This is a genomic window from Klebsiella sp. F11 (assembly GCF_056712265.1).
This window is the reverse complement of sequence record NZ_CM160060.1, coordinates 5,393,942-5,415,512: the sequence shown is the minus strand read 5'-3', so window position 1 is coordinate 5,415,512 and position 21,571 is coordinate 5,393,942. Positions and strand designations below refer to the sequence as shown.

Sequence of the window (21,571 nt, the reverse complement as noted above, 5' to 3'; positions counted from 1 at the left end):
AAGGATTAACATGTCTGAGAGTACTTCCGCGCCGTTGTATCCGCTGAGAGATTTACAGCTCATCGGATGGCGCGATATGCAGCATGCGCTGGATTTTCTCTACGCTGACGGCGCAATTCGTCAGGGTACGCTGGTGGCAATCAACGCCGAAAAGATGTTGGCAGTCGAGGACGATCCCGAGGTTCGGGCGCTGATTGAAGCGGCTGAATTTAAATATGCCGACGGCATTAGCGTGGTGCGGTCATTACGTAAAAAATATCCTCAGGCGCAGGTATCGCGCGTGGCGGGGGCCGATCTATGGGAAGCCCTGATGGAGCGCGCCGGAGCCGAGGGCACGCCGGTCTTTCTGATCGGCGGCAAGCCGGAGGTGCTGACCCAGACCTGCGCGCAGCTGCGCCAGCGCTGGAACGTTAACATTGTCGGCAGCCAGGACGGCTATTTCTCCGCCGACCAGCGTCAGGCGCTGTTTGCGCGCGTTCGCGACAGCGGCGCCAGGATTGTCACCGTGGCGATGGGCTCACCGCGCCAGGAGATCCTGATGCGCGACTGCCGGCAGGTCTATCCCCAGGCGCTCTACATGGGCGTGGGCGGCACCTACGACGTCTTTACCGGCCACGTTCATCGGGCGCCCAGATTCTGGCAGGACATGGGGCTGGAGTGGTTCTATCGTTTGATATCACAACCCAGCCGAATTAAAAGACAGATCAGGCTGCTACGATATTTACGTTGGTATTATACCGGCCAGCTCTAATATTCCACTGCAATCTGGCGATTTTTCACCCATATTCTGTGTAATACATTCACTTGGCTGATACTTTATTTGCCATTTCGGCAAAATTCATTAACCATTCGTATGCTTAATGCGCGTCGGCACGCTTTGCCGGCGCGCAGGCAGGGCTATTTCCTTTCACATAAAAATAACCGGTATATGCGCGGGACCTTCAGAAGGGTATCAGGACGGGCTCATCAGCTAACTTTCCGACAGCGATAATCATGACGGAGGGACAAGTGCGGGCCGCCAATAGCGATGCCGTTCGACGGGAACCCGTAAAATCCGGAGCAGGGCAAACACAAGAGGCTATATGACGGAGAAAAAAACGGAACTTCAGCGCGGGCTGGAGGCCAGGCACATCGAGCTAATCGCTCTTGGCGGTACGATTGGCGTCGGTTTATTTATGGGATCGGCGAGTACGTTGAAGTGGGCCGGCCCGTCCGTTCTGCTGGCGTATATTATTGCGGGCTTATTTGTCTTCTTCATCATGCGTTCGATGGGGGAGATGCTGTTCCTCGAACCGGTAACCGGATCGTTCGCCGTTTACGCCCACCGCTATATGAGCCCGTTCTTCGGCTATCTGACCGCCTGGTCCTACTGGTTTATGTGGATGGCGGTAGGGATATCGGAGATTACGGCCATCGGGGTTTACGTTCAGTTCTGGTTCCCCGACATGGCGCAGTGGATACCGGCTCTGATTGCCGTTGGGCTGGTGGCGCTGGCGAACCTGGCGGCGGTGCGCCTGTACGGTGAGATCGAGTTCTGGTTTGCGATGATTAAGGTTACGACTATCATCGTGATGATCGTGGTCGGACTGGGGGTTATTTTCTTTGGTTTTGGTAACGACGGGCACTCCATCGGCTTTGGCAACCTGACCGAACACGGCGGCTTCTTTGCCGGCGGCTGGAAGGGCTTCCTGACCGCGCTCTGTATTGTTGTAGCCTCCTACCAGGGCGTTGAGCTTATCGGTATTACCGCCGGAGAAGCGAAGAACCCGCAGGTTACCCTGCGCAGCGCGGTCGGCAAAGTTCTGTGGCGCATCCTGATTTTCTACGTGGGCGCCATTTTCGTGATTGTGACTATTTTCCCGTGGAATCAGATTGGCTCCGGCGGCAGCCCGTTCGTGCTGACCTTTGCTAAGATCGGCATCACGGCGGCGGCGGGCATTATCAACTTTGTGGTGCTGACGGCGGCGCTTTCCGGCTGCAATAGCGGAATGTACAGCTGCGGCCGCATGCTCTACGCGCTGGCCAAAAACCGTCAGCTGCCGGCGGCAGTCGGCAAGGTCTCCCGCAACGGCGTACCGGCGGCTGGCGTCGCGCTGTCGATCCTGATCCTGCTGGTCGGCTCCTGCCTGAACTATATTATTCCGAACCCGCAGCGGGTATTCGTCTACGTCTACAGCGCCAGCGTGCTGCCGGGGATGGTGCCGTGGTTTGTGATCCTCATTAGCCAGCTGCGTTTTCGTCGCACCCATCGGCAGGCCCTGGCCAGCCACCCGTTCCGCTCGCTGTTCTTCCCGTGGGCGAACTATTTTACGATGGCATTTCTGATTTGCGTGCTGATCGGCATGGGTTTTAACGACGATACCCGGATGTCGCTGTTTGTCGGCATTGTTTTTCTGGCCCTGGTGACCTTTATTTATAAGGCTTTTGGCCTCGGGCGGCATGGAAATGTCGATAAAGCGGCTGAATAAGCAGCAAAGCGCATAAAGTGTGAGCAAACGGAAATTTTATTTAAAAAGGCACTAGACAGCGGGGGGGGAAGTCCGTAATATCCGACCCCGCAACGGCGCTAAGCGCCCGTAGCTCAGCTGGATAGAGCGCTGCCCTCCGGAGGCAGAGGTCTCAGGTTCGAATCCTGTCGGGCGCACCATTTAACCCGGTGCTTGAGCTGCGGTGGACTGTTTTAGACAGTGCCGCGTGAAAAGGTTTGTCGTGGTGGCTATAGCTCAGTTGGTAGAGCCCTGGATTGTGATTCCAGTTGTCGTGGGTTCGAATCCCATTAGCCACCCCATTATTTGATAGAGTTGTGAATTGCGAAGGTGGCGGAATTGGTAGACGCGCTAGCTTCAGGTGTTAGTGTCCTTAGGATGTGGGGGTTCGAGTCCCCCCCCTCGCACCACGACTTTAAAGAATTGAACTAAAAATTCAAAAAGCAGTATATCGGCGAGTAGCGCAGCTTGGTAGCGCAACTGGTTTGGGACCAGTGGGTCGGAGGTTCGAATCCTCTCTCGCCGACCAATTTTGAACCCCGCTTCGGCGGGGTTTTTTGTTTTCCGCTCTTCAGGAAACCTTCATATCTCCCTGATTTAAAAAATAAAACCTCTTCGTCTTCGGCGTCATTTTTTGTCCAGAAAACTCCCAATTCGTCATCGGGGGAGATGTCATCTCCACAGAACCTGTGCGATAATAAGCGGGTAGATGCTCATTCCATCTCTTATGTTCGCCTTTGCGCCTCATAAACTCAGGAATGATGCAGAGCCGTTTACGGTGCTTATCGTCCACTGACAGATGTCGCCACTATCTGGTCTCATCAAACACCATGGACACGACGTTGAGTGAAGCACCCAATTTGTTGTCATACAGACCTGTTTTAACGCCCGCCCTGATTATCAGTGCGGGCGTTTTTTTCTTTCAGGGGCTGGTAAGAAAAGCGCAGGGGATAAACGAAGAATGCGGCGCGAGGAGAAGCGCGCTGCCGCCCCCGATGAGGCGACAGCGGCGGGGACGGCTACTGCGATGTATTGTTCTGCAGGGTTAGCAGCAGGCCATCGCGACGCAGAGCGGCGGCCTCTTCCGGCTGGTGCAGGCGGTCGAGCGTATCGGCCAGCCAGGCGTAGTCAAACGCATCCGGGCGCTGCTTCAGCGCGGCGCGGAACGCGATGCTGGCCTCCTGCCATTCGCCGTGGCGCATCAGCGATTGCCCCAGCGTACTCCACAGCAGCGGACGATCGCCGACGGTTTTGATCTGCTGGCGCAGCACTTTTTCCAGCTGTTCCGGATTATTGGTCTTCAGGCGCGGGATAAGCATCACCAGACGATCGTCATACTGCTTTTTCAGGCCGTCGATAATGATTTGCTGCGCGGTATCGTGGTCATCGCTCTCGATGAGCAGATTCGCCATCGCCACCTGCAGCGCGACCTGGCCACGCGTTTTACGGCTTTGGTTTTTCCACCATTCGCGCAGGCCTTCGCTGCCCCGATCGGCCAGCGTCTTATCCATTAAGCCGATCCACGCCTGCTGCTCCAGCGCGGCGCGATGCTCTTCATCGCCGACGTTGGCTTTTGCCATGGACGGAATGATGTCCAGCAGCGAGTGCCAGGCGCCGGTGCGGGTGTAGGCCTGTTCCGCCAGGCGCAGGACTTCAGGATGGCGGGGGGTGATTTCCAGCAGTTTATCAATACCGTGGCGAGCCGCATGATTTTCGTTCCGCGCCAGCTGCAGGCGCACGCGGGCAATCTCTACCGGGATCAGATCGTCTCCGGCCAGCTCCGTCGCGCGCTCAAGATGCTGATTGGCGCGGGCTTCATCGCCGCGCTGCTGGGCCGCTTCCGCCGCCAGCAGATAGTTAACCACCGGCTGCTCGGCGTGATCGGCATTTTTGGCCATCAGCTTTTCAACCTGCTGGTAGTCGCCTTCCGCTAGTTTTAGCAGCGCCTGCTCGGTTTGCTTGCGCGCGCGGCGGCGTTTACGCCCTACGAACCAGCCGCGGGTATGGGCGCTGGTGCGAAAAATACGCCGCAGCAGCCATTCAATGGCAAACAGCACCACCATCGTGAGGATCAGCACGATCGCCAGGCCGGTGACGCTGGTTTCAATGTTGTAGTTATCGGTTTGGATCAGCACGTAGCCCTGATGCCCGGAAATAATGGGACCGATAACGATCCCGGCGATTAGCAGTGCGAAGAGTAAAAGAATTTTCAACATGCGTTACTCTCCTTGTGGCGCAGGTGCCGGCACGGCTGGCGTCGGGGCAGGTGCCGGGGTCGCGCTCTGCGCGACGGCGGGCTGGGCCATCAGGTTGCGTACTCGCGTTTGCATCAGCTTCTCGAGGATCGCCTGGCTCTGCAGATTATCCGGCACGTTCATGGTAATGCTCTGCTGGCTCAGCTTATCGATATCCTCAAGGAAGGCCCGGGTCGAGGCATCGTCGGTGTCGTAATAGGCGCGAACCCAGGTCGACACGTTATCCAGCGCCTGTTTGTAGGTCTCTTCCTGGTGGCGCGGCACCGCCTGCGCGGCGACCAGCAGACGGGAGCGAATATTCTCGCGCAGGTAGACGTCCTGGTTCGGCGCCAGCAGCGGCACCGCCGTTTCGTCGCGGCGGCGGATGGTGATAAAGCTGTCCATAAAGCTCTGCCAGCTCTTCTGCAGGTTAATGCGCCACTCGCCGATGGAGCTGGATAGCTCTTCGCTGTCGGAATCCATCGGCGAGTCGTCGTCGTTATTATCCGCCAGACGCAGGTTGTCTATCTGATTAGCGAGCTGATTCACTTTGAGAATGATGCCGTCGTAGTCGACCTGGCTTACCGCGGAGAGCGAGGCGATATCGTCGGTGATGGCGCGGCGGGCGCCAATCAGGCTGGGGTCATTCATGTCGGCGAGGCTGGCATCGGCGCTTTTTAGCAGCGCGGCGGCGGTGGTGACGTCCTGATCGCTCCACAGCTTGCGTCCGGCAACTTTCACCAGGAAATCCGCCTGCGCCAGCAGCCAGGTTTTGGCGTCGCTGCCGGAGATAACGGCTACTTTCTGCTGCACCTCTTCCAGCTGCTTCGCCAGCGCGTCCTGCTGACTTTTAGCCGCGGTCAGCTGGTCAGCCTGCTGCCTGATGATGCCCTCGAGTTCGGTTTTTTGGCCTTCCTGTGATTTTTGCAGGGCCGTAATCTGCTCGGCCAACGCTGAGCTGGCCGCGTTCTGCCGGGATAGCTGCTGCTTATGCACGCTGTACAGGCCCACACCGGCGGCGAGGGCAATCGCGATAGCGACCGCGCTCAAAACGAGACTGGTTTTATTCCCGCCGTTTTCCTTCCCGGTTTTCTCTGGCTGTGGCGTCTTTTCCACGGCCTCCCTGGTCTCTTCAACCACGGCGGATTGATCTTGTTGTTCCGTCATTATGGCTTCCAATGTTGAGAGTTATTGTAATGCGCGTAGCAGCGTATCGTTGTCGGCGCTTTCGGCAACCTGGATATCCTGCCAGCCCAATTCCCGTGCCTGCTGGGCCAGGCGCTCGCTGACAACTAAAATGCGACAGCGGAGGAGCCACCGTTCTCGATACCATTGCGGGATCAGCGTCCAAAGCTGTTGCAGCATCTCACCGCTGGTAACGACCAGCGTGGAGATGCCGCGAGACTGCCAGCGCATTGCTTCTTCTGCACCATCATAATGCTTTGCACAGCGTTGATAGCACTCGCAAAAAGTGACATCCGCGCCGCGCTCGCGGAGCGTTTCGCCGAGTAGTTCCCGGCCGCCGTTGCCGCGAAGCAGGAGGGTCTTCTTACCTGCAATGTTTTGTAATTCAGGTAATTGTAGCAAGACTTCGCTGATTTCCCGATCTAATGGGTAGCGAATGTCCTGGCCGCTGACCTTATGCAGCGACAGCGCGGTGGTGCGGCCGATGGCAAAATAGCCCGGAACCGGCGGCCAGCGCCGGCCCTGCTGCTGCAGGCGGGCGTGGGCAAACTCCACTGCGTGCTGCGAGAGTGCGAATAGTAAATCGCCCGCGGAGAGGGCGGCCAGCCGGTCGCCGAGCGCGTGCAGCTCGCGGCCGGGCGTAAATTCAATCAGTGGAAAGCTCCAGGCCACGCGTCCCAGCCCGCGCAGGCGGCTGACCAGCTCTTCGCCCTGCGGCAGCGGACGGGTGACCAGAATACTCATCGTGGCGCTTCTCCGGCATAAACGGCGGTCAGGATCTGCCGGGCGCCGTTATCCAGCAGCTCTTCCGCCAGAGAGACGCCAAGGCGCTCGGCGTCTTCCGGGCGTCCGCGGCGTTCGCCCTGAACCATCAGCGAACCGTCCGGCGCGCCGACCAGCGCGCGTAGCCACAGCTCCCCGTTAATAAGCTCGGCGTAGCTGCCGATGGGAACCTGACAGCCGCCCTCAAGGCGGGTGTTCATCGCCCGCTCGGCGCAGACCCGTATCGCCGTTGGCGTATGGTTCAGCGGAGCCAGCAGCGCCTGCGTCCACTGGTCGTCAAGGCGGCACTCAATGCCGACTGCGCCCTGGCCGACGGCGGGGAGCGATTGTTCAGGGCTTAACGGTTGGCGAATTCGCGCTTCCAGTCCGAGGCGTATCAGCCCCGCGGCGGCGAGAATAATCGCGTCATACTCACCGCTATCAAGTTTGCCCAGCCGGGTACCGACATTGCCGCGCAGGGAGCGAATCTGCAGATCCGGGCGCCGTGCGGCCAGCTGACACTGGCGGCGTAAACTTGACGTGCCAACAATGCTGCCCGGAGGCAGCGCATCGATGGAGGAATAGTGATTTGAGACAAAAGCGTCGCGTGGATCTTCTCGTTCACAAATTGTTACCAGTCCCAATCCCTCGGGAAATTCGACGGGAACATCCTTCATAGAATGGACCGCGATATCAGCGCGTCCTTCCATAATGGCAAGCTCTAACTCTTTGACAAACAGGCCCTTGCCGCCCACTTTTGCGAGGGGCGTATCAAGCAGCACGTCGCCGCGTGTCACCATCGGCACCAGTTCAACCCTGAGCTGCGGATGGCAGGACTCAAGGCGCTCTTTCACATAATGCGCCTGCCATAGCGCAAGTGGGCTTTGCCGTGTGGCAATTTTTAAAACTTTGTCTAACATGCTTGTTACCGTCATTGTCGACCACAAACCATCCTAACATTGTTGTCTTAAGGATGTTAGTTTTGTGGGTCAGGAGCTCGGCCATCTCTTTATTAGCCTTTTATGCGCATATCGGTTGCCGAACCGTAGAGAGGAATTTACACGCGGTAAACGGTGCTACACTTGTATGTAGCGCATCTTTCTTTACGGTCAATCAGCAAGGTGTTAGATTGATCACGTTTTAAACCATTTGTCCGTCAGCAGTTCATCACAACCACACCGACGACGAATGGTGACGGTTTTTGTTGAAATACTGAAACCCGGTACTGGCTATGGTACGTCGGGTTTTTGAACATCAGGCGATATGTCTTGTACCTCTATATTGAGACACTGAAACAGAGACTGGATGCCATCAACCAACTGCGCGTAGATCGCGCGCTTGCTGCTATGGGACCCGCTTTCCAGCAGGTTTACAGTCTACTGCCGACATTACTACATTATCATCACCCGTTGATGCCGGGTTACCTTGACGGTAACGTTCCCCGAGGCATTTGCCTTTACACGCCTGATGAAACCCAACGCCACTACCTTGACGAGCTTGAGCTGCACCACGGCATGCTGACGCAGGAGCCGCCGAAAGGCGAGCTGCCGATTACCGGCGTTTACTCGATGGGCAGCACCTCATCCGTCGGCCAAAGCTGCTCTTCCGACCTTGATATATGGGTTTGCCACCAGGCCTGGCTCGATACCGATGAGCGTCAGCTGCTGCAGTGTAAATGCAGCCTGCTGGAGAGCTGGGCGGCGTCGCTGGGCGTGGAGGTTAGTTTCTTCCTGATCGATGAAAACCGCTTCCGCCATAACGAAAGCGGCAGCCTCGGCGGTGAAGACTGCGGCTCAACCCAGCACATCCTGCTGCTGGACGAGTTCTACCGCACCGCCGTGCGCCTTGCCGGCAAGCGTATTCTGTGGAATATGGTGCCGTGCGACGAAGAAGAGCACTATGACGACTACGTCATGAGCCTCTACGCCCAGGGCGTGCTGACGCCGAACGAATGGCTGGATCTCGGCGGCCTGAGCTCGCTGTCGGCGGAAGAGTATTTCGGCGCCAGCCTGTGGCAGCTGTATAAAAGCATTGATTCGCCCTATAAAGCGGTGCTGAAAACGCTGCTGCTGGAAGCCTATTCCTGGGAATACCCAAATAACCGCCTGCTGGCGAAAGATATTAAACAGCGCCTGCACGACGGCGAGATCGTCTCCTTCGGTCTCGATCCCTACTGCATGATGCTGGAACGCGTCACGATCTACCTGCAGGCCATTGAGGACGATACGCGCCTCGACCTGGTACGCCGCTGCTTCTACCTGAAAGTGTGCGAGAAGCTGAGCCGCGAGCGCGCCTGCGTGGGCTGGCGTCGCGAGGTGGTAAGCCATCTGGTGAAAGAGTGGGGCTGGGATGAAAAACGCCTGGCGATGCTGGACAACCGGGCCAACTGGAAGATCGACGAAGTACGCAAAGCGCACAACGAACTGCTTGATGCGATGATGCAGAGCTACCGCAACCTGATTCGCTTCGCGCGCCGCAACAACCTGAGCGTTTCCGCCAGCCCGCAGGATATTGGCGTCCTGACCCGCAAGCTGTACGCGGCGTTCGAAGCGCTGCCGGGGAAAGTGACCCTGGTTAACCCGCAGATATCGCCGGATCTCTCCGAACCGAATCTGACCTTTATCCACGTCCCGCCGGGCCGCGCTAACCGCACCGGCTGGTACGTCTATAACCGCGCGCCGGATATGGAATCGATCGTTAGCCATCAGCCGCTGGAATATAACCGCTATCTCAACAAGCTGGTGGCGTGGGCGTGGTTTAACGGCCTGCTGACCTCGCGTACCCGGCTGTTTATTAAGGGTAACGGCGTTGTCGACCTGGCGAAGCTGCAGGAGATGGTGGCCGATGTTGCTCACCACTTCCCTTTGCGTCTGCCTTCACCTACGCCGAAAGCGCTATATAGCCCCTGCGAAATCCGCCATCTGGCGATTATCGTAAACCTTGAATACGATCCGACCGCCGCGTTCCGCAATCAGGTGGTGCATTTTGACTTCCGCAAGCTGGACGTATTTAGCTTTGGCGAAGAGCAGAAGTGCCTGATAGGCAGCGTGGATCTGCTGTATCGCAACTCGTGGAATGAAGTGCGAACCCTGCACTTCAACGGCGAGCAGGCGACAATCGAAGCGCTGAAGACCATTTTGGGTAAAATGCACCAGGACGCCGCGCCGCCGGATAGCGTGGAAGTGTTCTGCTACAGCCAGCATCTGCGCGGGCTCATCCGCACCCGCGTGCAGCAGATGGTCTCCGAATGCATTGAGCTGCGCCTTTCCAGCACCCGTCAGGATACCGGCCGCTTCAAGGCGCTGCGCGTTGCCGGACAGACGTGGGGTCTGTTCTTCGAGCGTCTTAACGTTTCGGTGCAGAAGCTGGAAAACGCCATCGAATTCTATGGCGCTATCTCGCACAACAAGCTGCACGGCCTGTCGGTGCAGGTGGAAACTAACCACGTTAAGCTGCCGCAGGTGGTGGATGGTTTTGCCAGCGAAGGGATTATTCAGTTCTTCTTTGAAGATGCGGATAACGACAGCGGGTTTAATATCTATATTCTCGATGAGAGCAACCGCGCCGAGGTTTACCATCACTGTGAGGGCAGTAAAGAGGAGCTGGTGCGCGACGTTAGCCGCTTCTACTCGTCATCGCACGATCGGTTCACCTACGGTTCCAGCTTTATCAACTTCAACCTGCCGCAGTTCTACCAGATCGTTGCCGTTGACGGCCGGTATCAGGTTATTCCCTTCCGCAGCCAGGCTATCGGCGCGGTGACGGCCCCGATGAACCAGGATACCGCGGTGCCGCCAATGCTCCAGCAGCACTACTCCTGAGCGAAAAGCCCGGCTGGCGCTGAGCCGGGCGCGCGGATTAACGGAAACTGACCGCTTCGCCTGCCTGCTGCGTTGCCGCCTGTTCCAGCAGATCCCAGAAGGTTTCGCCGCTGCGATCGCAAATCCACTCGTCGCCTTTGAGGTCAAAATGGTAGCCGCCCTGCCTGGTCGCCAGCCAAACCTGATGCAGCGGTTCCTGACGGTTGATAATGATTTTGCTGCCGTTTTCAAAGCTAATGGTCAGCACGCCGCCGTTAATTTCACAATCGATATCGCTCTCGCCGTCCCACTCGTCCAGGCGCTCTTCGATAGTCATCCACAGGCTGTCGGCTAGGCGATGGAATTCACTGTCATTCATGGTTCTACCCTGCTTTTTTGAAGATGGCGGCAGTATAGCGCGAAACAAAAGCGCGCGCAGTCGGATGCTAAACGCTTGCTTTTACGTCTTCTCCTGCGATGATAGAAAGCAGAAAGAATGACTCACGGGCAACTATCAATGAAAAACGTTTTTCCTACGCTTGCCGTTCTGCTGGCGATCTTCAGCCTCACCGGCTGTGGTCTGAAGGGGCCGCTCTATTTCCCACCGGCGGATAAAACGGCGCCGCCGCCGACCAAACCGGTCGATAGCGGTATCCAGAGCGCGACGCCGGATCGTAACGATCGCGGCGATAGCGGTGGCCCGACCCAGGTAGACTACTGACGATACTCCCCGGGACGAACGGCCTGCCGTCCTCCTGAAACGCAAATTAGTTAGAGTACAGATGATGCAGTTTTCTAAAATGCATGGCCTGGGTAACGACTTTATGGTCGTTGACGCGGTAACACAGAATGTTTTTTTCTCTCCGGAGCTGATTCGCCGGCTGGCAGACAGGCATCTTGGCGTGGGCTTCGATCAGCTGCTGGTTGTCGAGCCGCCCTACGATCCGGATCTGGATTTTCATTACCGCATCTTTAACGCTGACGGCAGCGAAGTGTCGCAGTGCGGCAACGGCGCGCGCTGCTTTGCGCGGTTTGTTCGTCTGAAAGGCCTGACCAATAAACGTGATATCCGCGTCAGCACGGCGAACGGGCGTATGGTATTAAGCGTAACGGAAGACGATCTGGTGCGCGTGAATATGGGCGAGCCGAACTTCGAGCCCTCCCAGGTCCCGTTCCGCGCGAACAAAGCGGAAAAGACCTATATTATGCGCGCCGCGGAACAGACAGTATTGTGCGGCGTGGTCTCAATGGGGAACCCGCACTGCGTCATCCAGGTCGATGATGTGGAAACCGCGGCGGTGGAAACGCTTGGCCCGGTGATGGAGAGCCACGAACGCTTCCCGGAACGTGCGAATATCGGTTTTATGCAGATAGTCGAGCGTCATCGCATTCGCCTGCGCGTCTATGAACGCGGCGCGGGCGAGACTCAGGCCTGCGGCAGCGGCGCCTGCGCGGCGGTCGCGGTCGGTATCCAGCAGGGGCTGCTGGCCGAGGAAGTGCGCGTGGAATTACCTGGCGGGCGGCTTGATATCGCCTGGAAAGGCCCGGGCCAACCTTTATTTATGACTGGCCCGGCGGCACACGTCTACGACGGATTTATTCATCTATGAAACAACTCGGGGAAGAACAGCAGGATACGATCGGCGCGCTGGATGACCGCGCGGTGGTGGACTATCTGTTGCAACATCCTGAATTCTTTATTCGTAATGCCGCTCTTGTGGAGCACATGCAGGTTCCTCACCCGGTTCGCGGTACCGTTTCGCTGGTCGAGTGGCACATGGCCCGCGCGCGTAATCATATCAACGTGCTGGAAGAGAACATGACGCTGCTGATGGAGCAGGCGACGGCCAACGAAAGCCTGTTCCAGCGTCTCTTTCATCTGCAGACGCGGCTGGCGGCGGCAGACAGCCTCGATGAGATGCTCAATCGCTTTCATCGCTGGGCCCGCGAGCTGGGCCTGGCCGGGGCGACGGTACGCCTGTTCCCCGATAGCTGGCGGCTCGGCGCGCCTTCAAAATTCACCCATCTGGCGCTGACCCGACAGGCCTTCGAACCCGTGCGCATTCAGCGTCTCAGGCAAGAGCGCCACTACCTCGGTCCGCTGAACGGGCCGGAGCTGCTGGTGGTGCTGCCGGAAGCGAAAGCCATCGGCTCGGTGGCGATGTCGCTGCTGGGCGGCGATGATGCGCCCGGCGTGATGCTGTTCAGCAGCCGCGATGCGCAGCACTATCAGCAGGGGCAGGGCACGCAGCTGCTGCAGGAAATCGCCCTGATGCTGCCAGGCCTGCTGGAGCGCTGGGTTGAACGCGCATGACCGACTCTCCCCTGTTTACCGCCGTTGCCCGCTTCCTGCGCTATCTTGGCGTGGAGCGTCAGCTTAGCCCGATTACGCTGCTTAACTACCGCCGCCAGCTCGATGCGCTGATTGCGCTCGCTGAGCAGGCCGGGCTGAAAAGCTGGCAGCAGTGCGATGCCGCCCAGGTCCGCGGCCTGGCGGTGCGGAGCCGCAAACAGGGATTGGGGCCGGCAAGCCTGGCGCTGCGCCTCTCCGCGTTGCGCAGCTTCTTTGACTGGCTGGTGGCGCAGGGCGAGCTGACCGCGAACCCGGCAAAGGGGATTTCGGCGCCCAAAATACCGCGCCATTTACCGAAAAATATCGACGTCGACGACGTCAACCGGCTGCTGGATATCGATCTCAACGATCCGCTGGCGGTACGCGACCGGGCGATGCTGGAAGTGATGTACGGCGCCGGCCTGCGTCTTTCTGAGCTGGTAAACCTCGACATTAAGCACCTTGATATGGAGTCCGGCGAGGTGTGGGTGATGGGGAAGGGCAGCAAAGAGCGCCGCCTGCCGATCGGCCGCAGCGCGGTGGCGTGGATTGAGCACTGGCTGGATCTCCGCGGCCTGTTCGGCACCGATGACGACGCGCTGTTCTTATCAAAATTGGGTAAACGCATTTCTGCCCGTAACGTGCAAAAGCGTTTTGCCGAATGGGGAATTAAGCAGGGGCTGAACAGCCACGTGCATCCGCACAAGCTGCGCCACTCCTTCGCCACGCATATGCTGGAATCAAGCGGCGATCTGCGCGGCGTGCAGGAGCTGCTGGGCCATGCTAACCTCTCCACCACTCAAATCTATACCCACCTTGACTTTCAACACCTTGCCTCGGTGTACGATGCGGCGCATCCGCGCGCCAAACGGGGGAAATAATGCGCTTTTACCGACCTCTGGGCCAGATTTCTGCCCTGACGTTTGACCTGGACGACACCCTTTATGACAACCGCCCGGTGATTGACCGGACGCTGCATGAGTCGCTGGCCTTCGTGCGCAGCTACCACCCGTCATTAAGCCAGTTCGACGCCAACGAGCTGCAGCAGCTGCGCCAGACGCTGCTGGAGACCGAGCCCGAAATTTACCACGACGTGACCGAGTGGCGCCGCCGCGCGCTGGCGCTGGGGATGATGAACGCCGGGCTGACCGCCGAGCAGGCCGCCTTCGGCGCCGATGCGGCGATGGAAAACTTCGCCCGCTGGCGCAGCGCGATCGATGTGCCGCAGGAAACCCACGATACCCTGGCGGCGCTGGCGAAAAAGTGGCCGCTGGTGGCTGTGACCAACGGCAATGCGCAGCCGGAGCTGTTCGGCCTGAGCGGCTATTTCCGTTTTGTTCTGCGCGCCGGGCCGGACGGGCGATCGAAACCCTTTGCCGATATGTATCATCTGGCGGCGAAACGGCTTGAGCTGCCGCTGGGTCAGATACTGCACGTCGGCGACGACCTGACCACCGACGTGGCGGGCGCGATCCGCTGCGGCATGCAGGCCTGCTGGATCAAGCCGCAGGGCGCCGATCTAATGCGCGCCGCCGACAGCCGCCTGCTGCCGCACATTGAAATTTCGCGGTTGGCATCTCTGACCTCGCTGATATAATCACCATTACTTCTGTATATATTAACAGTATGCCCGGTCGGCGAAGCGCTGCCGGGCGGCTTATTTCCGGCGGTGCCAATGGACGTTTCTTACCTGCTCGACAGCCTTAATGATAAACAGCGTGAAGCCGTCGCGGCCTCGCGTACCAATATGCTGGTTCTGGCTGGAGCGGGCAGTGGTAAGACCCGCGTACTGGTGCATCGCATTGCCTGGCTGATAAGCGTAGAGAACTGTTCGCCGTTCTCCATTATGGCGGTGACCTTTACCAATAAAGCGGCGGCGGAAATGCGCCATCGTATCGGCCAGCTGATGGGCACCACCCAGGGCGGCATGTGGGTGGGCACCTTCCACGGTCTGGCGCACCGTCTGCTGCGCGCCCACCATCTTGATGCTAACCTGCCGCAGGATTTCCAGATCCTCGATAGCGAAGATCAGCTGCGCTTGCTGAAGCGTCTGATCAAAGCGATGAACCTCGACGAGAAGCAGTGGCCGCCGCGTCAGGCGATGTGGTATATCAACGGCCAAAAAGATGAGGGGCTGCGCCCGCATCATATCCAGAGCTACGGCAATCCGGTGGAGCAGACCTGGCAGAAGGTCTATCAGGCCTACCAGGAAGCCTGCGATCGCGCTGGGCTGGTGGATTTTGCCGAACTGCTGCTGCGCGCGCACGAGCTGTGGCTCAATAAGCCGCATATTCTTCGGCACTACCGCGAGCGCTTTACCAACATCCTCGTCGATGAATTCCAGGATACCAACAATATTCAGTATGCCTGGGTCCGCCTGCTGGCGGGCGATAGCGGCAAGGTGATGATCGTCGGCGATGATGACCAGTCGATCTACGGCTGGCGCGGCGCGCAGGTTGAGAATATCCAGCGCTTCCTGAGCGATTTCCCCGGCGCCGAGACCATTCGCCTGGAGCAGAACTACCGCTCTACCAACAATATTCTTAGCGCCGCCAACGCCCTGATTGAAAATAACAGCGGGCGCCTGGGTAAAAAGCTGTGGACCGACGGCGCCGACGGCGAGCCGATCTCTCTGTACTGCGCTTTTAACGATCTCGACGAAGCGCGTTTCGTGGTTAACCGGATTAAAACCTGGCAGGAAAACGGCGGGGCGCTGGAGCAGTGCGCTATCCTCTACCGCAGCAACGCCCAGTCGCGCGTGATGGAAGAGGCGCTGCTGCAGGCCAGCATGCCGTACCGTATCTATGGCGGCATGCGCTTCTTCGAACGCCAGGAGATTAAAGATGCGCTCTCCTACCTGCGCCTGATTGCCAATCGCAACGATGATGCGGCGTTTGAGCGCGTGGTCAATACGCCGACCCGCGGCATCGGCGATCGCACCCTGGACGTGGTGCGTCAAACGTCGCGCGACCGCCAGATGACGCTGTGGCAGGCGTGCCGCGAGCTGCTGAAAGATAAAGCCCTCGCCGGCCGCGCCGCCAGCGCCCTGCAGCGCTTTATGGAGCTGATTGACGCCCTGGCGCAGGAGACGGCGGATATGCCGCTGCACGTCCAGACCGATCGGGTGATTAAAGATTCCGGCCTGCGCATCATGTACGAGCAGGAGAAGGGCGAAAAAGGCCAGACGCGTATCGAGAACTTAGAAGAGCTGGTGACGGCAACGCGCCAGTTCAGCTACAACGATGAAGATGAGGATTTAATGCCGCTGCAGGCGTTTCTTTCCCACGCCGCGCTGGAGGCGGGCGAAGGGCAGGCGGATACCTGGCAGGATGCGGTCCAACTGATGACCCTGCACTCGGCGAAAGGCCTGGAATTCCCGCAGGTGTTTATCGTCGGCGTGGAGGAGGGGATGTTCCCGAGCCAGATGGCGCTCGACGAGGGTGGGCGTCTGGAAGAGGAGCGCCGCCTCGCCTACGTTGGCGTGACCCGCGCGATGCAGAAGCTCACCCTGACCTACGCCGAAACCCGTCGTCTGTACGGCAAAGAGGTTTACCATCGTCCGTCGCGCTTCATCGGCGAGCTGCCGGAAACGTGCGTGGAAGAGGTGCGCCTGCGCGCAACGGTGAGCCGTCCGGTTAGCCATCAGCGAATGGGCACGCAGATGGCGGAAAACGATACCGGCTACAAATTAGGCCAGCGCGTACGCCATCCGAAGTTCGGCGAAGGCACCATCGTCAATCTGGAAGGCAGCGGCGAACATAGCCGCCTGCAGGTGGCTTTCCAGGGGCAGGGTATCAAATGGCTGGTGGCGGCCTATGCGCGGCTGGAAACAGTGTAACAGTAAGAAAAGTATCGTTTTTTTGTAATAATCTGCTAGCCTTATATGCTAAAGAGCAGGATTTGCTCTTTAGCGTTCCGTTGCGTGTTGACGCCGTTTTTGCGCTGGCGTAACATGCGCGCACGATTACGCTAAGAGGACATTCGCCTTGGACACACCCAGTAGATGCTGGCTCAACTTCCTGTCCGTCAGGAACAACTCCTAAGGCTATCCTCTTATGCTGATAGCCTTAGCGGTTGTCAGCGACCCGTCGTACCCGTCGCTCTGAGTCAGGCTTAATGGTCTGAAACCCCTTTTGTTTCTGTGTGCCCACCGAACTGTCCGATAATTTTTTTGCATTGGGAGTCCCGGTCATGCTGAGCGCATTTCAACTGGAAAATAATCGTCTGACGCGCCTCGAAGCCGACGAGATCAAGCACCTTGCCAGCTCGGTGTGGGTCGATCTGGTCGAGCCTGACGATGACGAACGTAGCCGCGTGCAGACGGAACTGGGCCAGAACCTGGCAACCCGTCCGGAGCTGGAAGATATCGAAGCGTCGGCGCGTTTCTTCGAAGATGAAGACGGTTTACACATTCACTCATTTTTCTTCTTTGAAGATGCGGAGGATCACGCCGGCAACTCCACGGTGGCGTTTACCATCCGCGAGGGGCGCCTGTTTACCCTGCGTGAGCGTGAGCTGCCTGCGTTTCGTCTCTACCGCATGCGCGCGCGCAGCCAGGCAATGGTTGATGGTAATGCCTATGAGCTGCTGCTCGATCTGTTCGAAACTAAAATCGAACAACTGGCGGATGAAATTGAAAATATCTACAGCGACCTGGAAAAGCTGAGCCGGGTAATTATGGAAGGCCGCCAGGGCGACGAGTACGATGACGCGCTCTCTACCCTGGCGGAACAGGAAGATATCGGCTGGAAGGTGCGCCTGTGCCTGATGGATACCCAGCGGGCGCTGAACTTCCTCGTGCGTAAGGCGCGCCTGCCGGCGGGCCAGCTGGAGCAGGCGCGGGAGATCCTGCGGGATATCGAATCCCTGCTGCCGCATAACGAGTCTCTATTCCAGAAGGTGAACTTCCTGATGCAGGCGGCGATGGGTTTTATCAACATCGAGCAGAACCGCATCATCAAGATCTTCTCGGTGGTCTCGGTGGTGTTCCTGCCGCCGACCCTGGTGGCTTCCAGCTACGGGATGAACTTTGAGTTTATGCCTGAGCTGCACTGGAGCTTTGGCTATCCGGGGGCGATCGTCTTTATGATGCTCGCCGGACTGGCGCCATATCTCTACTTTAAGCGTAAAAACTGGCTTTAAAACAATTGATTATATCAAAACCGGCCGCCTTATCAGGTGGCCGGTTTTTTTTCGCCTTATTGCCGGCCAGCCGCGCTGGCTAGCGGAAATATACGTTGCCTATCGCCGCTGACTTAATTCTCTTCGCATCAAAAGTATGGGCCGTGTATCACAAGAACGGTGCGAGATAATTGTTACCATCGCAATATTCCCGCTAAACAAAGGTGAAATTTCATAATGAAAAGTATCTTTACACTAACCTTCCTGGCCCTTGCCTGCCTCTCTGCCAATACACAAGCTGCTGATAAACTTGCTGGTAATGAAATTCTCGCGGTTCAAAAGGGCGGCGTTGCGGATAAAATATACGCCGAGAATTATCCTCAGCTGAAGATTGCGACCTATAACATCGGCAAAAATGAAGCTTCCGATAACGTGACGGATTTTACTGCACTCAATTTAGCGATTAAGAACATCGGCGCCGATATTATTGCGGTTCCGGAAGTCGATAATAAAACCGCCAGAAGCCAGAAAATCGATCAGCTAAAAACCATCGCGGACGCCAACCACTATCATTACGCCTTCGGCAAAGCGCTGGATTTCGACGGCGGTGAGTATGGTCTCGGCATTCTGTCCAAATATAAAATCGACCACACCCAGGTGATTAAGCTGCCGTCGGGGGATGCCGAGCAGCGAATTGCCCTGCTGGCGCAAATCGCCGTTCCCGGCTTTGACAGCCCCGTGCTGGTGATGGTGACCCATCTCGACTGGCAGAAGGACCCGACGATGCGCGTGGCGCAGGTTCGCCATCTGCTGGACGTGAGCATCGGCGATGCCCCGTCGGACTTTAAAGATATTGCCTCATCGATCAAAATCCTCGCCGGCGATTTTAACTCCACGCACGATGAGCAGCCGTTAAAAGAGGTGGGTTATTTCTTTAACCCCGTGGCGAAGCAGGGAACGGATTACCGCACCTGGCCTGCGGTTAACCCGGCGATAGATATTGACCATATTTTTACCTTCAAAGGGCAAAAATGGAATGTGAAGAAAATCGAGGTGCCGCATAACTCACCGGCCTTTGCCTGGTCATCCGCCAGCGATCATCTACCGCTGATTGCCGACCTGGAGCTCACCGAGCAGTAAGATTACGCGCCCGCCTCCGCGGATGAGAGGCCGGCGCGTGATTTCGACGCTACGCGCGACGCAGCCGGCGCTGGGTATACAGGGCGTCGGCGATAAACACCGCCAGCGCCACCCAGATAAAGGCGAAGGTCACCATCTTATCCGCTCCCGGCACTTCCCCGTAAAACAGCACCGCCAGCAGGAACATCAGCGTCGGGCCAATATACTGGAAAAAGCCCAGCGTCGAGAGGCGCAGGCGGGTGGCCGCGCCGGTAAAGCACAGCAGCGGGATGGTGGTCACGACGCCGGCGGCGATCAGCAGCAGGTTCAGCGACCACGGGTTGTGTCCCATATGGCTGGTGGGACTATTGGCAATGCCGAACAGGTAAAGAGCGGCAACCGGCAGGAGCCACAGGGTTTCAAACAGCATCCCGGTTTGGGCATCGACGGCAATCTTCTTGCGCACCAGACCGTAGAAGGCAAAGCTAAACGCCAGCCCGAGGCCAATGATCGGCAGCGAACCGAAGGTCCATAGCTGCACCAGCACTCCGCAGAGGGCCAGCAGCACCGCCAGCCACTGCATGCGGCGAAAGCGCTCGCCGAGGAAAATCATCCCCAGCACGATATTGACCAGCGGGTTAATAAAGTAGCCCAGGCTGGCCTCCAGCATATGGTGGTTATTCACCGACCAGATAAAGAGCAGCCAGTTGCCGCCAATCAGCACCGCCGACAGCGCCAGCAGGAACACCTTTTTCGGCGTCTGCAGCAGCTTTTTCACCTGCGGCCACTGGCGGCTAAAGCTAATCAGCGCCAGCATAAAGAAGAAGGACCAGATCACGCGGTGAGTCAGAATTTCGTCAGCGGGAACGTAGTAGATAAGCTTGAAATATGCGGGTGCAATACCCCAGATAAAATAGGCGGCAAGCGCCAGAATAATCCCCAGCCGCGTTTGTTTTGCATCCATCGGTAAAATCCGTTACGCCAAAACAGCGATGTTACTCGATTTACACCGATCAACCCACCATATACGTCGCCGTGGCGCTGGCGATATAAACCTGATCTTCGTTATGTAACTCTACCCGGGCGACCGCCACTTTATTGCCGGCGCGCAGCAGGCTGCTGGTGGCGGTGAAGTGCTCTCCGCGGCCCGGCCGCAGATAGTCGACGCGCAGATCGATGGTGCCCATCCGCGACAGGCGCTGGCGCAGCTCTTCTTCGTTGATAGTGCCGTGGCGGGTCAGCGTACTGCCCACGCACACCAGGCCGGCGGCTACGTCCAGCGCCGAGGCGATCACCCCGCCGTGCAGAATGCTTTGCGCCCAGTTGCCGACCATCATCGGCTGGTTTTTAAAGCTCAGCTGGGCGAACTCCTTTTCGTAGCGTTCCAGCTTCAGGCCCAGGGCGCGGTTAAACGGCATATGGTTGACAAAAATTTCTCCCACCAGCTTAAGGGCGGCTTCGGAAGTGAGTTCAGACATGGCAGGCGTATCCATTCGTTAATGAGATGTTGATTTTATGCTTCTAAAGTATTGATTTCCACTTTCGGAACGGATAACCGGGCAGGGATGTGATAAACAGGTAAAATGAGGTCCGGGTAAAATAGAAATAAAAATCACTCTTTCAGGAGAACAGCAATGCGTATCTCTTTAGCCTGGCTGCTGGCGCTGGCTGCGCTTCCGGCCGGCGTTTTGGCGCAGGACGCGCCGGTTGCTCATCAGGTTCACGATACGCCGGCGGTGCGCGGCAGCATTATCGCTAACCTGCTGCAGGATCATGATAATCCTTTCCTGCTCTATCCCTATGAGAGCAACTACCTGCTCTATACGTGGAGCAGCGATATCAACAAGGAAGCTATCTCCAGCTATGACTGGGCCGAAAATGCCCGTAAGGATGAGGTGAAATTCCAGCTCAGCCTGGCCTTCCCGCTGTGGCGGGGGATCCTCGGCGATAATTCGCTGCTCGGCGCCTCCTACACGCAGAAATCCTGGTGGCAGCTGTCAAACAGCAAGGAGTCCGCGCCGTTTCGAGAAACGAACTATGAGCCGCAGCTGTTCCTCGGCTTTGCGACGGATTATCGGCTTGCCGGCTGGACGCTGCGCGATATCGAGGTAGGCTATAACCACGACTCCAACGGCCGCTCCGATCCCACCTCCCGCAGCTGGAATCGCCTCTATACCCGCCTGATGGCGCAGAACGGCAGCTGGCTGGTGGAGGTGAAGCCCTGGTACGTGATCGGCAGCACCGATGATAATCCGGATATCACCAAATATATGGGCTACTACCGGCTGAAAGTTGGCTATAAGCTGGGCGATGCCATACTCAGTGCGCAGGGGCAATATAACTGGAATACCGGCTACGGCGGCGCAGAGGTTGGCGTCAGCTACCCGATTACCCGCCACGTGCGTTTTTATACTCAAGTCTACAGCGGCTACGGCGAGTCGCTTATCGACTATAACTTTAACCAGACGCGCGTCGGTGTCGGCGTGACGCTCAACGATCTGTTTTAATCGTTGCACTCTGGCTCACGGGCGC

Annotated in this window: 20 protein-coding genes and 4 tRNA genes; 17 read left to right on the top strand and 7 right to left on the bottom strand. The window is 57.8% G+C overall.

Annotated elements, in window-relative coordinates; all coding sequences use genetic code 11:
- Positions 1 to 10: 10 nt before the first annotated feature.
- The 6 genes from wecG (at position 11) to AC1M2H_RS26550 (ending at position 3,015) form a co-directional block, all read left to right on the top strand.
- Positions 11 to 751 carry a lipopolysaccharide N-acetylmannosaminouronosyltransferase gene (gene wecG / locus AC1M2H_RS26575; protein ID WP_480149686.1) on the top strand — a complete coding sequence of 247 codons (741 nt, stop codon included), beginning with the start codon at positions 11 to 13 and terminating at the stop codon, positions 749 to 751.
- A gap of 331 nt (positions 752 to 1,082) precedes the next feature.
- A complete protein-coding gene (gene thrP / locus AC1M2H_RS26570) occupies positions 1,083 to 2,468 on the top strand; it encodes a bifunctional threonine/serine APC transporter ThrP (protein ID WP_480149685.1) in 1,386 nt (461 codons plus the stop codon).
- Positions 2,469 to 2,570: 102 nt separating this feature from the next.
- Positions 2,571 to 2,647: transfer RNA gene (locus AC1M2H_RS26565), tRNA-Arg, on the top strand.
- A 65-nt stretch (positions 2,648 to 2,712) separates the two neighbouring features.
- A tRNA-His gene (locus tag AC1M2H_RS26560) sits at positions 2,713 to 2,788 on the top strand.
- A 22-nt stretch (positions 2,789 to 2,810) separates the two neighbouring features.
- Positions 2,811 to 2,896, top strand: a tRNA-Leu gene (locus tag AC1M2H_RS26555).
- Between the two features lie 42 nt (positions 2,897 to 2,938).
- Positions 2,939 to 3,015 (top strand) — tRNA-Pro (locus tag AC1M2H_RS26550).
- A 490-nt stretch (positions 3,016 to 3,505) separates the two neighbouring features.
- Here AC1M2H_RS26550 and hemY read toward each other — a convergent pair.
- The 4 genes from hemY to hemC are packed head-to-tail and all read right to left on the bottom strand — an operon-like array spanning position 3,506 to position 7,587.
- Positions 3,506 to 4,702 (bottom strand): protoheme IX biogenesis protein HemY, encoded by a 1,197-nt coding sequence (gene hemY / locus AC1M2H_RS26545; protein ID WP_480149684.1) that lies wholly within the window; start codon positions 4,700 to 4,702, stop codon positions 3,506 to 3,508.
- A gap of 3 nt (positions 4,703 to 4,705) precedes the next feature.
- Positions 4,706 to 5,887, bottom strand: a complete 1,182-nt coding sequence (hemX, locus tag AC1M2H_RS26540) for a uroporphyrinogen-III C-methyltransferase (protein ID WP_480149683.1) — start codon at positions 5,885 to 5,887, stop codon at positions 4,706 to 4,708.
- Between the two features lie 21 nt (positions 5,888 to 5,908).
- Entirely contained in the window at positions 5,909 to 6,649 is a 741-nt protein-coding gene (hemD, locus tag AC1M2H_RS26535) for a uroporphyrinogen-III synthase (RefSeq protein ID WP_480149682.1), read from the bottom strand.
- Positions 6,646 to 7,587: a hydroxymethylbilane synthase gene (gene hemC / locus AC1M2H_RS26530; RefSeq protein WP_480149681.1), complete on the bottom strand. Its 942-nt coding sequence runs from the start codon at positions 7,585 to 7,587 to the stop codon at positions 6,646 to 6,648. The genes hemD and hemC overlap by 4 nt, the downstream gene beginning before the upstream one ends.
- Positions 7,588 to 7,935: 348 nt before the next feature.
- Between hemC and cyaA the strand changes: the two genes are divergently transcribed.
- Positions 7,936 to 10,488, top strand: coding sequence for a class I adenylate cyclase (gene cyaA / locus AC1M2H_RS26525; RefSeq protein ID WP_480149680.1), 2,553 nt, complete (start codon positions 7,936 to 7,938; stop codon positions 10,486 to 10,488).
- Between the two features lie 37 nt (positions 10,489 to 10,525).
- Here cyaA and cyaY read toward each other — a convergent pair whose 3' ends face one another.
- Positions 10,526 to 10,846: an iron donor protein CyaY gene (gene cyaY / locus AC1M2H_RS26520; RefSeq protein ID WP_480149679.1), complete on the bottom strand. Its 321-nt coding sequence runs from the start codon at positions 10,844 to 10,846 to the stop codon at positions 10,526 to 10,528.
- 138 nt (positions 10,847 to 10,984) lie between these two features.
- Here cyaY and lptM point away from each other — a divergent pair, with 138 nt between their 5' ends.
- The 9 genes from lptM (at position 10,985) to AC1M2H_RS26475 (ending at position 19,060) form a co-directional block, all read left to right on the top strand.
- Positions 10,985 to 11,188 carry an LPS translocon maturation chaperone LptM gene (lptM, locus tag AC1M2H_RS26515; RefSeq protein ID WP_041143491.1) on the top strand — a complete coding sequence of 68 codons (204 nt, stop codon included), beginning with the start codon at positions 10,985 to 10,987 and terminating at the stop codon, positions 11,186 to 11,188.
- A 64-nt stretch (positions 11,189 to 11,252) separates the two neighbouring features.
- Positions 11,253 to 12,077 carry a diaminopimelate epimerase gene (gene dapF, locus AC1M2H_RS26510; protein WP_045853712.1) on the top strand — a complete coding sequence of 275 codons (825 nt, stop codon included), beginning with the start codon at positions 11,253 to 11,255 and terminating at the stop codon, positions 12,075 to 12,077.
- On the top strand, positions 12,074 to 12,781 hold the full coding sequence (locus tag AC1M2H_RS26505; protein WP_237376076.1) for a DUF484 domain-containing protein: 708 nt from the start codon (positions 12,074 to 12,076) through the stop codon (positions 12,779 to 12,781). Before dapF ends, AC1M2H_RS26505 begins: the two co-directional genes overlap by 4 nt.
- Positions 12,778 to 13,680: a tyrosine recombinase XerC gene (xerC, locus tag AC1M2H_RS26500; RefSeq protein ID WP_480149678.1), complete on the top strand. Its 903-nt coding sequence runs from the start codon at positions 12,778 to 12,780 to the stop codon at positions 13,678 to 13,680. Before AC1M2H_RS26505 ends, xerC begins: the two co-directional genes overlap by 4 nt.
- Entirely contained in the window at positions 13,680 to 14,396 is a 717-nt protein-coding gene (gene yigB, locus AC1M2H_RS26495; protein WP_480149677.1) for a 5-amino-6-(5-phospho-D-ribitylamino)uracil phosphatase YigB, read from the top strand. The genes xerC and yigB overlap by 1 nt, the downstream gene beginning before the upstream one ends.
- 78 nt (positions 14,397 to 14,474) lie before the next feature.
- Positions 14,475 to 16,637, top strand: a complete 2,163-nt coding sequence (gene uvrD / locus AC1M2H_RS26490; protein ID WP_480149676.1) for a DNA helicase II — start codon at positions 14,475 to 14,477, stop codon at positions 16,635 to 16,637.
- A 148-nt stretch (positions 16,638 to 16,785) separates the two neighbouring features.
- The gene (gene ysgD / locus AC1M2H_RS26485; RefSeq protein WP_350028775.1) at positions 16,786 to 16,842 is read left to right on the top strand and encodes a YsgD/CorL family protein; all 57 of its coding nucleotides are present in this window, start codon (positions 16,786 to 16,788) and stop codon (positions 16,840 to 16,842) included.
- A 148-nt stretch (positions 16,843 to 16,990) separates the two neighbouring features.
- Positions 16,991 to 17,941 carry a magnesium/cobalt transporter CorA gene (corA, locus tag AC1M2H_RS26480; RefSeq protein ID WP_283824555.1) on the top strand — a complete coding sequence of 317 codons (951 nt, stop codon included), beginning with the start codon at positions 16,991 to 16,993 and terminating at the stop codon, positions 17,939 to 17,941.
- 216 nt (positions 17,942 to 18,157) lie between these two features.
- Positions 18,158 to 19,060: an endonuclease/exonuclease/phosphatase family protein gene (locus AC1M2H_RS26475; RefSeq protein ID WP_480149675.1), complete on the top strand. Its 903-nt coding sequence runs from the start codon at positions 18,158 to 18,160 to the stop codon at positions 19,058 to 19,060.
- 49 nt (positions 19,061 to 19,109) lie between these two features.
- Here the strand turns inward: AC1M2H_RS26475 and rarD are convergent, their stop codons facing one another.
- Positions 19,110 to 20,003 (bottom strand): EamA family transporter RarD, encoded by an 894-nt coding sequence (gene rarD, locus AC1M2H_RS26470; protein WP_480149674.1) that lies wholly within the window; start codon positions 20,001 to 20,003, stop codon positions 19,110 to 19,112.
- A 49-nt stretch (positions 20,004 to 20,052) separates the two neighbouring features.
- Positions 20,053 to 20,517 carry an acyl-CoA thioesterase YigI gene (gene yigI, locus AC1M2H_RS26465; protein ID WP_095105177.1) on the bottom strand — a complete coding sequence of 155 codons (465 nt, stop codon included), beginning with the start codon at positions 20,515 to 20,517 and terminating at the stop codon, positions 20,053 to 20,055.
- Between the two features lie 156 nt (positions 20,518 to 20,673).
- Here yigI and pldA point away from each other — a divergent pair, with 156 nt between their 5' ends.
- On the top strand, positions 20,674 to 21,546 hold the full coding sequence (gene pldA, locus AC1M2H_RS26460; protein ID WP_480149673.1) for a phospholipase A: 873 nt from the start codon (positions 20,674 to 20,676) through the stop codon (positions 21,544 to 21,546).
- Positions 21,547 to 21,571: the final 25 nt, after the last annotated feature.